This is a genomic window from Amycolatopsis sp. NPDC006125 (genome assembly GCF_040614195.1).
GTDB classification, from domain to species: domain Bacteria; phylum Actinomycetota; class Actinomycetes; order Mycobacteriales; family Pseudonocardiaceae; genus Amycolatopsis_E; species Amycolatopsis_E tucumanensis.
In genome coordinates this window covers 27122-41299 of sequence record NZ_JBEXTZ010000023.1, presented here as the reverse complement: position 1 = coordinate 41299, position 14178 = coordinate 27122, and the positions used below count along the sequence as shown (strand labels likewise).

Sequence of the window (14178 nt, the reverse complement as noted above, 5' to 3'; positions counted from 1 at the left end):
CCTGTCGGGGCGGACCGCCCGCCGCCCGGAGCGGCGAGCCCGCCGCTGGGAGGGATCGACACGGCCGCCGGTGCGGCTGTTGCCGCCTTCGGGGGGCGGCTCGCCGCCGGGTGGCCGGCTCCTCGCGGGCGCGGGGAACGCTGAGCCGGGGGTGGCCCGCTCGCCGGAGCGGCCATCGCCGTCTGGAGTGGGGGACTTGCCGCTCGGTGTGGCGATCGTGTCGTGGAGTGGGGGACTTGCCGCTTGGCGTGGCGATCGCCGTCTGGTGTGGGGGGCTTGCCGCTTGGCGTGGCGATCGCCGTCTGGTGTGGGGGGCTTGCCGGTCGGCGTGGCGATCGCCGTCTGGTGTGGGGGGCTTGCCGGTCGGCGTGGCGATCGCCGTCTGGTGTGGGGGGCTTGCCGGTCGGCGTGGCCATCGCCGCGTGGAGTGGGGGACTTGCCGCTCGGCGCGGCCACCGCCGTCTGGAGTGTCCGAGCCTCGCCGGTGCGCGGAGCCCTGCGCTCGGTGCCGCCATTGCCGCCCGGGCCTGGCGGCTCGCCGCCCGCAGCGGCGAGCCCGCCGCCGAGAGGAGCCGCCACGGTGCCGGGTGGCGGGGTGCGGTTCCTCCGAGTGGGGTTCGCCGAGCCGAGTGGGGGTTCGCCGAGCCGGGTGGCCGCTCACCTCGGCCCGTGACGTGCAACGTTGATGCAACGTGACGCCGCTTACGGTCCGGCCCGTGACTACTCCGAGCCAGGTGGACCTCGACCCGGGCCGGGACTACCCGCTCGCGGCGCGGCGCCCCGAACTGCTGAAGACCCCGACCGGAAAACGCCTCGACGAGCTCACCATGGCGGCCGTGCTCGCCGGTGAGGTCGCGCCGGAGGACCTGCGCATCGCGCCGGAGACCCTGCGCCTGCAGGCCCAGATCGCCGAGCGTGTCGGCCGCCCGCAGCTCGCCCAGAACTTCCGCCGCGCGGCGGAGCTGACCGCGCTGCCCGACGAGCTGGTGCTGTCGATCTACAACTCGCTCCGGCCGCGCGCCTCCACCAAGGCAAAGCTCGGCGAGATCGCCGACGAGCTGGAGTCCAAGTACTCCGCGACGCTGTGCGCGCAGCTCGTCCGCGAGGCCGCCGACGTCTACGAACGACGCGACATCCTGGCACGGGAGGACGGCCGATGACGGGCGCACGACGGTCGAAGCGGACCGAGGCTCTGGAGCAGCGGCCGGTCAACCTCGACGGGTTCGTCGAGGAGTGGCCCGAGGTCGGCATGGTCGCGATGGACAGCCCGTACGACCCGGAACCGGGCGTGCGCGTCGAGGACGGCGTGATCGTCGAGATGGACGGCAAGCCACGGGCCGAGTTCGACTTCCTCGACCAGTTCATCGCCGACCACGCGATCGACGTCGAGGCCACCGAGCACGCGATGGCCGTGCCTGCGGTGGAGATCGCGCACCTGCTGGTCGACCCGCGCGCCACCCGGCAGGACGTGCTCGCCCTGACCCGCGGGCTCACCCCGGCGAAGCTGCTCGAAGTCGTCAAGACCATGAACGTGGTCGAGATGATGATGGCGCTGCAGAAGATGCGCGCCCGCCGCACGCCGGCGAACCAGGCGCACGCGACCAGCGCGCGGGACAACCCGGTGCAGGTCGCCGCCGACGCCGCGGAAGCCTCGCTGCGCGGGTTCCGCGAGCTGGAGACCACGCTCGGCGTCGTCCGGTACGCGCCGCTCGTGGCGATCGCGCTGCAGGTCGGCGCCCAGGCCGGCACGCCGGGCGTGCTGACCCAGTGCGCGCTGGAGGAGGCTACCGAGCTGGAGCTGGGCATGCGCGGGATCACCGCGTACGCCGAGACGATCTCGGTGTACGGCACCGAGCCGGTGTTCTGCGACGGCGACGACACCCCGTGGTCCAAGGCGTTCCTCGCCTCGGCCTACGCCTCGCGCGGCATCAAGATGCGGTTCACCTCGGGCACCGGGTCGGAGGTGCAGATGGGCAACGCCGAGGGCAAGTCCATGCTGTACCTGGAGATCCGCTGCATCCTGGTGACCAAGGGCGCCGGGGTGCAGGGCCTGCAGAACGGCTCGATCAGCTGCATCGGCGTGCCCGGCGCGGTGCCGGCCGGGATCCGCGCGGTGCTCGCGGAGAACCTGATCGCGAGCATGGTCGACCTGGAGTGCGCATCCGGCAACGACCAGTCGTTCTCGCATTCGGACATGCGCCGCGTCGCCCGGTTGCTGCCGCAGCTGCTGCCCGGCACCGACTTCGTCTGCTCGGGCTACTCGTCGACGCCGAACTACGACAACATGTTCGCGGGATCCAATGTGGACGCCGAGGACTACGACGACTGGAACGTGCTGCAGCGCGACCTCCAGGTCGACGGCGGCCTGCGGCACGTGCCGGAGGCGGAGATCCTCGCCGCCCGCAACCGCGCCGCCCGCGCCCTGCAGGGCGTCTTCGCCCAGCTGGACCTGCCGCCGATCACCGACAAGGAGGTCGAGGCGGTCACCTACGCGCACGGCAGCAAGGACCTGCCGCTGCGGGACGTGCTGGAGGACCTGAAGGCGGCGCAGTCGGTGATGGACCGCGGCGTGACCGGGGTGGACATCGTGAAGGCCCTGGACGGCGCCGGGTTCACCGACATGGCCGAGTCGCTGCTGGCGGTGTTGCGGCAGCGCGTGTCCGGGGATCTGCTGCACACCTCGGCCATCCTGACGCCCGAGCTGGAGACGCTGTCCGCGATCAACGACGTCAACGACTACGCCGGCCCGGGCAGCGGCTACCGGCCGACCGGGGCGCGCTGGGAAGAGATGAAGCGTCTGCGCCACGTGGTGAGCGCGCAGAACCCGGAGCAGGAAGTCGTCTGAGGAGGAGTGCCATGACGGACACCAGTGTGGGCAGCCGGCGCACGCTCACCCTCGACGAGCGCGGGCCGGCCGGGCCGGGCACGCGCAGCGACGAGGTGGTGATCGGGTTGTCGCCCGCGTTCGGCGACTTCTTCACCAAGACCATCGTGGACATCCCGCACGCCGAGGTGCTGCGCGAGCTGCTCGCCGGCATCGAGGAGCAGGGGGTGCACGCGCGGGTCATCCGGTTCCGCGGCGGCTCGGACCTCGCGGTGATCGCGCACGCGGCGGCGAAGCTGTCCGGATCGGGCATCGCGGTCGGCGTGCTGTCCCGCGGGACCACCATGATCCACCAAAAGGACCTGGTGCGACTGTCCAACTTGGAGCTGTTTCCGCAGGCGCCACTGATGGACCTGGAGACCTTCCGCAAGGTCGGCCGCAACGCCGCCCGCTACGCGAAGGGCGAGTCACCGGAGCCGGTGCCCGCGCGCAACGACTTCATGGCCCGCCCGCGCTGGCAGGCGAAGGCGGCGCTGCTGCACATCAAGGAGACCGAGTTCGTGGTGCCCGGCGCCGGACCCGTCGAGCTGGACGTGCGGATCCAGCTGGCCGACGCGGGCTGATCGCCATGGCGCTCGTGGTTGGCGTCGACATCGGGAACTCGACCACGGAGGCTTGCGTCGCCGAGATCGGGCCGGGCGGGCGCGTGACGTACCTGTCCGGCGCGCTGACGCCGACGTCCGGGGTGAAGGGCACGACCGACAACGTGCCCGGGGTCGTCGAGGTCGTGCGGCGAGTCCTGTCGTCCGCCGGGCGGCCGGTGCGTGAGCTGAGCGCGGTGCTGGTCAACGAGGCCACGCCGGTGATCAGCGGGCTGGCGATGGAGACGATCACCGAGACGATCGTGACCGAGTCGACGATGATCGGGCACAACCCGGACACGCCCGGCGGTGCGGGACTCGGCGTCGGCGAGACCGTCGCGTTCGGATCGCTGCCGGACTGCGCACCGGGCTCGAAGGTGATCTGCGTGGTCGGGTCCGGAGTGGACTTCGAGGACGCGGCGGCGGGCATCAACAAGGCCGTCGCGCGTGGCGTCGAGGTCACCGGCGCGATCGTGCACGCAGACGACGCGACGTTGATCGCGAACCGGTTGTCCGCGCCGATCCCGGTGGTCGACGAGGTCACGCTGGTGGAGAAGGTGCCGCTCGGCATGCCTGCCGCGGTCGAGGTGGCCGAGCCGGGGCGGACGATCCGGACCCTGTCGAACTCCTACGGCATCGCGACCGTCTTCGACCTCGACGCCGAGCAGACGCGGATGATCGCGCCGGTCGCGCGGGCGCTGGTCGGCAACCGGTCCGCGGTCGTCGTGCGCACGCCCAGCGGGGACGTGACCGGCCGGCGCATCCCGGCCGGGAGCCTGACGTTGATCGGTGAGCAGGTCAAGCGGTCCGTGGAGATCGACGCGGGCGCCGCGGAGATCATGGCGACGTTGCGGCGGGTCCGGCCGCTGACCGACGCCACCGGCGAGGCGGGCACGCACGTGGGCGGCATGCTCGCGCGGGTCCGCGACACGATGTCCGAGCTGACCGGCACCGCGGTCGGCGCGGTGCGGATCCAGGACGTGCTGGCCGTCGACACGTTCGTGCCGCAGGAGGTGACCGGCGCGCTGGCCGGGGAGTTCGCGCTGGAGAACGCCGTCGCGCTGGCCGCGATGGTGCGCACCAGCCGCGGCCCGATGCGGCTGCTCGCCGAGAAGTTGCGTGAGGCGCTGGGTGTCGAGGTGCTGATCGGCGGGGTCGAGGCCGACATGGCGGTGCTCGGCGCGCTGACCACGCCGGGCACCGGGCGGCCCGTCGCGATCCTCGACCTCGGCGGCGGGTCCACCGACGCCGCGGTGGCCGGGGACGGGGTGGTGCGCTCGGTGCACCTGGCCGGGGCAGGCGACCTGGTGACGAAGCTGATCGACTCCGAGCTCGGCCTGGACAACCGTGAGCTGGCCGAGGACATCAAGAAGTACCCGCTGGCCAAAGCCGAGAGCTTCTTCCACGTGCGGATGGAGGACGGCACCGCGCGGTTCTTCGACGAACCGCTGCCCGCGGAGGCGTTCGCGCGGGTGGTCGTGTTGTCCGACGCTGGGATGCGGCCGGTGCCGACGCGGCACAACCTGGAGAAGATCCGCCAGGTGCGGCGCTCGGCGAAGCACAAGGTGTTCGTGGTCAACGCGTTGCGCGCGCTGGAGCAGGTCGCGCCGGGCGGGAACCTGCGGCAGATCGGGTTCGTCGTGGTGCTCGGCGGGTCCGCATTGGACTTCGAGATCCCGGACATGATCGCGGAAGCGGTGGCCGGGATGGGGATCGTGTGCGGTACGGGCAACGTGCGCGGCAGCGAGGGGCCGCGCAATGCGGTGGCGACCGGGCTGGTCGCGAGCCACGCCCTGGACGTGTCGCTGGAAACGGCGGGCTGATGCAGGGGCCGGCGGTGGTGGTGCGGTGCCTGGACGTGACTTCGCCCGCGCTGCGGGAGATCCGTGCCGGGATGGAGGAGGAGGGCGTGCCGCTGGTGGTCGAGGAGGTGTCCGAAGGGGACGCTGTTGATCTCGGTTATGCCGCTGCTCGGCTGTCCTCTTTGGATGTGGGGATCGGCGTCGCGGACGAGGTGTGCGTCCACCACGCCAAACGCCCGGCCGGTTCGCCCGCGCTGACCGGGCCGCTGTCCCGCGCGCGGGTGCTCGGACACAACGCGGCCCGCATGGTCGTCGGAATTCCGCTCAAGTGAAGGAGAAAACGTGGCACCACGTCTCGCACTGGCCGATGCCCAGCCGGTTCTCGAAGCCGCGCTGGCGAAGGCCGAGGAGATCGGGCAGCCGATGAACGTGGCCGTCGTCGACGACGGCGGGCACCTGATCGCGTTCGCCCGGCAGGACGGCGCGATCCTCGGCAGCATCGACATCGCGATCCGCAAGGCACGCACGGCCGCACTGGTCAAGATGACGACGGCGCAGCTGGGCGAGGCGGCGGCGCCCGGTGCGCCGCTGTACGGGATCGAGGTGACCAACGGCGGGCTGGTCATCTTCGGCGGCGGGATCCCGCTGGTGCGCGGCCGGGAGGTGGTCGGGGCCATCGGGGTCAGCGCGGGTTCGGTCGAGCAGGACACCGAGGTGGCCGAAGCGGGCGTGGCGGCCTTGCCGAAGCGGGGGCGCCGCTGACAGAGTCCGGGGCATGACGGTATGGCCGATCCTGCACTACGACGACACGTCGGCGGCGCTGCGGTTCCTCGTCGACGTCCTGGGGTTCACGGAGGAGGTCGCCGCCCGGGACGACGACGGTGACGTGGTGCACGCCGAGGTGAGCTGGCCCGGCGGCGGGCGGCTGGTGTTCGGCGGGACGAAGCACGTGGAGAGCGTGCACGGGCGGATGCGCGCGGGCAGCAACGCGGTGTACGTCGTGACGGACGACGTGGCGGGCGTGTACGAGCGGGCGCGGGCGGCGGGTGCTTCGGTCCTGGAGCCGCCGCAGCACGCCCGGTTCGGTTCCGGGGCCGAGTCGCTGATCTGCACGATCGAGGATCCGGAGGGCAACCTCTGGACCTTCGGCACGTACCGGTGAGCCGGGAGATCCGCTCGCTGGAGGACGTGCTGCGGCTGCTGGACGGAATGGTGGCGCCGGGCGTCCGCGGCGGCGGGTGGGACGGTTTCCACGCGGACCGGGATGTGCCGTTCGGCGCGGACAAGCCGGACGAGAACCTGGTGGCCTGGATCGAGGGCGGCCTGATCGAGCCGGGGCGCGCGCTGGACGTGGGCTGCGGAGCGGGGCGCAATGCCCGGTACCTGGCCGCGCAGGGCTTCGACGTGGACGCGGTCGACATATCGCCAACCGCGATCGAATGGGCGGCTGGGGAGCCCGGTGTGCGGTTCCACTGCGGGAGCATCTTCGAGGTGACCCTCCCCGGTGCGTACGACCTGGTCTACGACTCCGGGTGCTTCCACCACCTGCCGCCGCACCGGCGGTTGAGCTACGTGGACATGCTGCGGCGGTCGCTGGCGCCTGGCGGGTACTTCGGCCTGGTCAGCTTCGGCGACGGCGGTGCCGAGTTGTCTGACTCGGAGGTGTACGAGCAGGGCAGCACGGGCGGTGGGCTGGCGTATTCGGCGGCGGACCTGCGCGAGATCTTCGCCGAGCTGGACGTCGTCGAGCAGCGGGACATGGCGGAGCAGCCGGAGGATTCGGAGCTGTTCGGGAAGTCCGGCCTGCGGACGGCGCTCTTCCGGGCCCGGGGGAGGCGTGCGCGGGAGGACCGCGCCACGGTGCTGCGCGGGCTGCTGGCGGTCTACGACCAGCGCCACGACTTGGTCGACGCGCTGTGGGAGGCGACGGACCCGCAGGCGGCGGTGCAGGAGGTGCTCGGCGTCAGCGAGCTACAGGCGCGGGCGATCCTGGACCTGCAGCTGCGCCGCCTGACGCCGTGGCAGCGGGACTTGCTGCGCGAGGACTTGGCGCGGCTGGAGGAGTAGTCAGCACTCGCTCTTCGGGAGGTAGCCCTGCTCGCAGGCGTACTCGCGCTGCAGGTCGCCCGAGGTCTTGCCGCGGCCTGGACCGCCGGGGTCGAGGTAGCCCTGGTACTCGGGGCACTTCGGGTTGAACCGGCCCGCGTTGACAGCCCGCTGGCCGCAGCCGGGTCCGCTGTCCGCACGCGGTGAGCGCCTGGTCGTCGTGTGGGTGGACGAATTCGGCGGTGGTGCCACCGGGGTCGGCGAGGGCGGCGGGGTCGCCACCCGCGGCGAAGTGGTGGACGGCGCGGACATGGACGTCGACGGCGGTGCGGACGTGGCCGGCGGCGCGGCAGGCTTCTCGCCGCAGGCACTCGCGGCGAGGACCACAGCTGCCACCAACCCGGCGACGCGCGCTTTCACACCTGTGAATCGCAACCACCGCGGCCGCCGTTAAGCGAGAGACCATCGCAATTTGAAGACCTGCGGTATCTCATGCTGTGGGCTGAACGGCCACAACGTCGCGTCCATTCAGGTGATTCCAACGCCGATCAGTGACACCGGGAGCCGATGGCGCGATCTCCACTCGCGGTAACACCGTGGCCGCTTGTGGACGCTGGCGAGTAGGGGGCAAAGGGGCTTCCCCGCGCGCAGATCCTCTGGCATTCTGTAGGGCTCGTCGGGGGACGGCGGGCCCTGGAGCCAAGTGCTACCCAGGCCGTAAGCCCGTCTTCGCGAGGGAGATGCAGCGGAATGACCGCGCAGGTGGATACCCGCCGACTGACCGTTGTCGCAAACAAGGTCGGCGAGTGGCGGAAGAGGCTGATCGACCTAAGTCACCGCAATACGTTGCTCTACTTCCGAGACACGAAAACCGCGACCCTCGATTTGAGTCAGGCCGATGCCGAGGCGCTCGCCGCGCTCGAATCCGGCGCCAAGGTGAGGCTGCGTGCGCTCGTGCCCGATGAGGAACTGCATCGGGATGCTTGTCAACGAGCGCGGAACCTGAGCCGCAAGATACGCATCTTCGATGAGGAACAGGGCATCGATGTCGGGCGGGTTGCCTTCGGGCTGGTGCGGGCCTCGGCTCGTCGGAACGGGCAGGGCAGTGTTCCGGCGCTTCGAGCTCCCTTGCTCCTCCGGCCACTCGTGTTGACTTCAAGGACCGCGGCCGACAGTGATTTCACGCTTGCCTTGACCGATGAGGCCGAACTGAACCCCGTCCTGATCCACGCGCTGGATGAGCACTACGGCCTGGAGGTCGAAGGACTCGAGGACGTCCTCGAGTCGGCTGCTGACGGGACCACCGGCGTGGAGCTCGCTGAGAGGCTGCACGCGCGATTAGCCGATGCTGCCGCTGCTCACGGCATTGAGTTCACGTTCGAACGCGCGGTGGTCGTCGGTACCTTCAACTACGTCAAACTTCCGATGGTCGAAGATCTCGCGAACGCCACCGAACTGCTGACCTCGCATGACCTCGTCGCCGCACTTGCCGGGTTCGAGCCGGCGAAGCAAGCGCTGATCGCCGACGCCGGAGAGTTCCACACGCCGGGCGTCGACGAGCTCGATCCCGCTGACGAGTACCTCGTCCAGGACGCCGATTCGTCACAGCACCGCGCGATCATGACCGCACTGGGCGGGCAGCACCTCCTGGTGGAAGGTCCGCCTGGCACTGGCAAGAGCCAGACCATCGCGAACATCATCGCCGGTGCGGCGGCGACAGGGAAGAAGGTGCTGTTCGTAGCGGAGAAGCGGGCCGCCATCGAAGCGGTGCTCAACAGGCTCGCCGACGTCGGGCTGGATGGTCTCGTCTTCGACCTGCACCAGCAGAACGCTTCGAAACGGGAGATCGCGCAGCAACTCGCGCAGAGCCTCGACCGCGTCGCCAAAGAACCGCCCGTCGACACCGAGGAGCTGCATGAACGCCTCGTGGCGTCCCGGCAGCGTCTCCTCGACCACTCCCGTGAGCTGCACCTGCGCCGGGACCCGTGGAACATCAGCGCATACGAGGTCCGCTCCGAATTGCTGGACACACCGGACAACGGCGTGCCTGGTGTGTTCCGCGGCGCCCGCCTGCAGGCGCTGAACGCGGCCACGGTGCGCGAAGTCGAACGAAGGTTGAAGGACTTCGTCGAACTCGATGGTTTGCGGATCCTGCGCGGAGACACCCCCTGGGCAAACGCGGACGTCCGAACCGAGGACGATGTGCGCAAGATCCTGGTCGAGCTCGATCAACTCGCCGACGGGACGTTGCGGCGCGGCCAGGACGGGATGCACCGCCTGCTTCGGCAAACAGGGCTGGCCGCTCCCCAGGACATCGAGAGCTGGGAGCACGTCCTCCGGCTGCTCGACGACGTCTCGAAGAGCGTCGAGGCCTTCGGGCCGGAAATCTTCGGGGCACACCTCGATGCGTTCCACTGTGCTACCGGTGATCGGAAAGTCCGCGATCGGTACGCGCCGCACCTGACCCTGTCCTGGAAGCAACGTCGCGCGCTGGTGAAGCAACTCAGGTCGATGTCCCGCCACGGGCTGGTGAAGCGCCCGGCGTTGCACAGCGCGGTCACCCAGGTCCTCGAGCAGCGCGGCCGCTGGCATCGTCTGGGCGGACAGCACACTGTGCCCGCGCAGGTGGTCGGACTCGACGAAGTCATGCGCGATTATCAAACTCTGCGGACACAGCTGGCAGCGGTCGCGGCTTCCGCTCGACGCCCTGATCTGACTCCCGGTCCGGCGCACGAAGTCGAGCACAAGCTCGATGAGCTACGCGGCGACGGCCAGATGCTGTTCCGGATGCCGGCGTTGAACGCGCACCTGCAATTCTTCCGGCAACTGGCGCTCGATGACCTGTTGGCTCAGATCGCCCAGCGGAACATGACCGCCGAGCAGGCGTGGCAGACCTTCCGACGTGCTTGGCTGAAGTCTCTGGATGACGAGTTCAAGATCCAGTCAAGGGAGCTCGGGCAGTTCGTCCCCGATCGTCAGGACCGAGCCGCCGATGATTTCCGCGTGGCGGACACACGTCACCGGGCGCAGGCCGCTCGTCGGGTGCGGCGGCAGGTCGCGCGCATGGCGAGGCAGGCCGGTGACGCGTATCCGGAGCAGGCACGCGTGCTACGGCAACAGGCGAGCCGGAAGAGCCGGCACATGCCCACCCGCAAACTCGTCCAGCAGGCGTCGGATGTGCTGCTGTCTCTCCGGCCGTGCTGGGCGATGTCGCCGCTGGTCGTGAGCCGGATGCTTCCGGCCGAGCGGCTCTTCGACCTGGTCGTGTTCGACGAGGCGAGCCAAATCCAGCCGCACGACGCGATCACCGCCATCATGCGCGGTGAGCAGTTGGTGGTCGCCGGTGACGAGAAGCAGTTGCCGCCATCCACCTACTTCGAGCGGATCCTCGCCAGCGAGGACGGGGATGATGACGAGGACGACCTCGGTGACTACGAATCTATCCTGACCGCGTTGCGATCCGTCATCCCGACGACCCAGATGCTGAGGTGGCACTACCGGAGTGCTGACGAGCGCTTGATTTCCTTCTCCAACCGCGAGATCTACCGGGATGCGCTGGTGACCTTCCCTGGCCCGGCGAAGGACAATCCCGTCACACTGGAATTGGTGAACGGCGAGGCATCGCCAGGTCAGGACGGCTCTGCGCCTGCCGATGGACCGGGTCGTCGAGCTGATCATGAACCACGCGCGGACGCGGCCTCACGAAAGCCTCGGTGTGATCACACCTGGTGAAAAGCACCAGGCCCGAATCGAACGCCGGCTGGCGCAAGCTCGTCGTGAGAACCCTGAGCTGGAGGAGTTCTTCTCAGAAGAGGTGGAACTCACCCGCCGGTTCTTTGTCAAGAACCTGGAGAGCGTTCAGGGCGACGAGCGCGACGCGATCATCCTCAGCCTGGGCGTGGCGCGCAGCGCTTCGGGGCGGATCAACCGGACGAGCTTCGGTTTGCTGAACCGGAAGGGCAGCGAGCGCCGGGTGAACGTAGCTGTTACGCGGGCGAAGAACCGGATGACCGTGGTCGCCTCATTCTCGTCCGCCGACCTCGACCCTTCGCCCGACGTCACGGGAACCGAACTTCTGCGCCGCTATCTGGACTTCGCTGAGCGGCTCGGGCGGATTGAACAGGTGGGTTCGCTGGGCAATCGGCCGCTGAACGGCTTTGAGCGCTCCATCCACGACGCCTTGATCGAACGTGGCGTGCCGGTCTATCCGCAATGGGGATTCTCGGATTACTGGATCGATTTCGCGCTGGGGCATCGCGACCATCCCGGACGTATGGTGCTTGCTGTCGAAGCCGACGGTGATCGATACCATCGCGCTCCGTCAGCTCGGGACCGGGACCGTCTGCGGCAGGCGCACCTGGAAAAACTCGGCTGGCGCTTCCACAGGTTGTGGTCGTCGGCTTGGTTCGCCGATCCCGCCAAAGAGACTGAGCGAATCATCGCGGCCTGGCAGCAAGCGATGGATGAAGCCGACGCGCCGGTGGAGGAGGCGCCCGTCCCGGACGACGACATCCAGCTCGCCGAGGAGGTTTCGGTCACGCGGGGTCCACGGCCCCGCGTCATTCCGGGGCTGTCGATCCAGCAGTACACGGAACGTCAGCTCATCGACGTGTGCCGGTGGCTGATGACCGATCGCTTGCATCTCAGCCGTGACGAGCGGTTGACCCAGGCGATGACCGAGCTGGGTTTCCAGCGCCGCGGCCCGCGGATCGTTGAACGACTCACTGCCGCGATCGATGTCGCACAGAGGCTGGCTGACCAGGAGGAGAACTGAGATGGTTCCGTTGGACCCGCGGACGCTCGATCGTCTGGCGAAGATCATCGTCGATATCGGCGGTCCTTATGAACGCAAGGGTTATGAACTCGAGGAGCTGCTGCGGAACGCGCAGTGGGAGGACGTGCCTGATTACGATGGCTCGCCGCGAGTGCCGTGGCTCCGGGAACAACTGGAGAAGCGGCGCGAGAACCTGGCCGAGATCGAACGTCTCCTGTGCCGGCTTTGTGACCCCGTCGAGTATGACGATGGTGAGGTCAGCGCGAATGAGTTCCGTGAGGTTGTCAACGCGAGACTCGAACCGGAAGGCCTTGTCGTCACGCTGGTTGGCGGTCGGCCGGTCGTCGGGCAGGCGGGCTCGGACGGATCTGCACCGACCTTCGCCGAACCACCGGATCTTCGCGGCAGGCTGGAGAAGCTGATCAGTGACCCGGCGACTGTGGAGGTGCTGATGGGCAGGGTCGAGGAGACCCGGATCTGCTTCTCGAACGGCGCCTACCGGATGGCGACGATCGGCATCGGAACGTTCATCGAGGGGTTGCTGCTCTCGGTCCTCCTCGAGCGTGACGATGACCTGCGGACGAACGGTTTTCCGGACGTACGTCAGCGGATCCCTGCGGAAAAGCGCTCGGGAAAGCGCGTTTCTGCGGACTTCGCGTCCATGGAACTGCTGATCGACACCGCGTTCGTCAAGGACTGGGTGCAGCTCGACGCCACGACATTCGCGCACACCGTGCGTGACTTCAGAAACTTCATCCACCCGCGCAAGGAGCTGGCCGAGCAGCCGCGGTTCGACGGAGATACGGTCATGCTCTGCTGGGGTCCCGTCCAGGCGCTGCTCAACGACCTGGAGCACAGTCTGCCTCCGGTGTGAGCCGCGTGCAGCGACATCGCCCGGCTACTCCGGCTTCGTGCCGAGCAAGTGGTGCGCTTCCAGCGTGATCTGCATCTTCAGCCGCTCCTGCGGGTCGCCCAGGCGGGCTCCGAACAGCTCCGTCAGCTGCGCCACCCGGTACCGCACCGTTTGCGGGTGGATGTCCAGCAACCGGGCGATCTCCAGGGTGGCTCCGTTGCACTTGAGCCACGCCAGGAGCGTCTCGGCCAGTCGTAGCTGCTGCTTCGCCGTCAGGGACGCGAACGGGGCCAGCACCCGGGCCGACAACTCGTCCAGCAGGAAGCGTTCCTGCAGCAACCACAGCGTCGTCAGGTGGTCCGCCGCATGCACCACCTGCGCGGCCGGGATCACGCCACCTCTCATCAACTCCAGCGTGCGTCGCGCCCAGTGGAGGGACGTTGCGGCGTCCGAGAGCCGTACGCGGGGGCCCACGGCTGCCCGCCAGTGGGGCATCTCCGGCAGGTCCCGGGACGGGTCCGGCGTGATCAGGCACGGCTCGGCGCCTTCCAGGTCCAGCAACACGTCGTCGCCGAGGGTGGGGGCGAACTGCTCCTCCGTCAGCGGCTCCAGTGCGACCACGGTGACCCACTCGGGCAACGTCCACTGCGCTGCCTCCGCCATCGACGCCACCGCCGCGGGCGATGACGGTGGCGTCGCAAGGATCAGCTCCAGCAGCCGGCGCCGCCGCCGTTCCAGTGTGCCCGTCGCGCGTGCCTGTGCCAGCGTGTAACCCTCCACGGAGTACGACGAAATCTCGTCCACGTAAGCGAAGATCGCTTCCGCGCTCACGCACAGCATCGGCACCGGCAACCGCATCGACTGGCCGAAGTTCGACACGTACCGCCAGGCCGCCTGGCCGCCAGCGCGGTACGCCGCCTGCAACGAGTTCAGGCTCCCGCCGTCGTGGTAGACGCGTTTGCCGACCTCGTGGAACAACTTGCCCCAGCGGTCCGGTGTGGACCGCGTGTCCTCGATGCTGTCCAGGCAGCTCACCACCGCCTGTTCGATGGCCCGCACGATCACCTCGCCGAACTGCCCCTCCAGTGGCTGGGCGTACTCGGGCACCGCGTGCTGGATCTCGTCGAGGATCCTCGTCGCCAGCCGGTCCGCGTGCGGGCGGAACCGCCGGGCGAGCTCCGCGGGCAGCGAGAGCCACAGTCGCCGTGCCTGACCGGTCGCCATGTCCCGAATCAACG

13 protein-coding genes are annotated in these 14178 nt (G+C 69.2%); 11 read left to right on the top strand and 2 right to left on the bottom strand.

Annotated features, from left to right (window positions below):
• Positions 1–716 precede the first annotated feature (716 nt).
• The 8 genes from ABZ193_RS14335 to ABZ193_RS14300 are packed head-to-tail and all read left to right on the top strand — an operon-like array spanning position 717 to position 7334.
• A complete protein-coding gene (locus ABZ193_RS14335) occupies positions 717–1160 on the top strand; it encodes a diol dehydratase small subunit (protein ID WP_235716175.1) in 444 nt (147 codons plus the stop codon).
• Positions 1157–2845: a propanediol/glycerol family dehydratase large subunit gene (locus ABZ193_RS14330; protein ID WP_020419374.1), complete on the top strand. Its 1689-nt coding sequence runs from the start codon at positions 1157–1159 to the stop codon at positions 2843–2845. The genes ABZ193_RS14335 and ABZ193_RS14330 overlap by 4 nt, the downstream gene beginning before the upstream one ends.
• Positions 2846–2856: 11 nt before the next feature.
• Positions 2857–3447, top strand: coding sequence for a propanediol/glycerol family dehydratase medium subunit (locus tag ABZ193_RS14325; RefSeq protein ID WP_020419373.1), 591 nt, complete (start codon positions 2857–2859; stop codon positions 3445–3447).
• A gap of 5 nt (positions 3448–3452) precedes the next feature.
• Positions 3453–5288: a diol dehydratase reactivase subunit alpha gene (locus tag ABZ193_RS14320; RefSeq protein ID WP_354710136.1), complete on the top strand. Its 1836-nt coding sequence runs from the start codon at positions 3453–3455 to the stop codon at positions 5286–5288.
• Positions 5288–5599, top strand: a complete 312-nt coding sequence (locus ABZ193_RS14315; RefSeq protein WP_354710135.1) for a glycerol dehydratase reactivase beta/small subunit family protein — start codon at positions 5288–5290, stop codon at positions 5597–5599. The genes ABZ193_RS14320 and ABZ193_RS14315 overlap by 1 nt, the downstream gene beginning before the upstream one ends.
• 10 nt (positions 5600–5609) lie before the next feature.
• Complete coding sequence (locus ABZ193_RS14310) at positions 5610–6029, top strand: heme-binding protein (protein ID WP_354710133.1); 420 nt, start codon at positions 5610–5612, stop codon at positions 6027–6029.
• A gap of 13 nt (positions 6030–6042) precedes the next feature.
• Positions 6043–6429, top strand: a complete 387-nt coding sequence (locus tag ABZ193_RS14305; RefSeq protein WP_020419369.1) for a VOC family protein — start codon at positions 6043–6045, stop codon at positions 6427–6429.
• Positions 6426–7334, top strand: a complete 909-nt coding sequence (locus ABZ193_RS14300; protein ID WP_354710131.1) for a methyltransferase domain-containing protein — start codon at positions 6426–6428, stop codon at positions 7332–7334. Before ABZ193_RS14305 ends, ABZ193_RS14300 begins: the two co-directional genes overlap by 4 nt.
• On the opposite strand, the gene ABZ193_RS14295 is transcribed toward ABZ193_RS14300, so the two are convergent.
• Entirely contained in the window at positions 7335–7709 is a 375-nt protein-coding gene (locus ABZ193_RS14295) for a hypothetical protein (protein WP_354710129.1), read from the bottom strand.
• Positions 7710–8063: 354 nt separating this feature from the next.
• Between ABZ193_RS14295 and ABZ193_RS14290 the strand changes: the two genes are divergently transcribed.
• The 3 genes from ABZ193_RS14290 to ABZ193_RS14280 are packed head-to-tail and all read left to right on the top strand — an operon-like array spanning position 8064 to position 12961.
• Positions 8064–11045, top strand: a complete 2982-nt coding sequence (locus tag ABZ193_RS14290; RefSeq protein ID WP_354710128.1) for an AAA domain-containing protein — start codon at positions 8064–8066, stop codon at positions 11043–11045.
• Positions 10966–12087: an AAA domain-containing protein gene (locus ABZ193_RS14285; protein WP_354710127.1), complete on the top strand. Its 1122-nt coding sequence runs from the start codon at positions 10966–10968 to the stop codon at positions 12085–12087. Before ABZ193_RS14290 ends, ABZ193_RS14285 begins: the two co-directional genes overlap by 80 nt.
• Before the next feature lies 1 nt (position 12088).
• Positions 12089–12961: a hypothetical protein gene (locus ABZ193_RS14280; protein WP_020419365.1), complete on the top strand. Its 873-nt coding sequence runs from the start codon at positions 12089–12091 to the stop codon at positions 12959–12961.
• Positions 12962–12985: 24 nt separating this feature from the next.
• On the opposite strand, the gene ABZ193_RS14275 is transcribed toward ABZ193_RS14280, so the two are convergent.
• Positions 12986–14164 carry a PucR family transcriptional regulator gene (locus tag ABZ193_RS14275; protein ID WP_020419364.1) on the bottom strand — a complete coding sequence of 393 codons (1179 nt, stop codon included), beginning with the start codon at positions 14162–14164 and terminating at the stop codon, positions 12986–12988.
• Between the last annotated feature and the right edge of the window lie 14 nt (positions 14165–14178).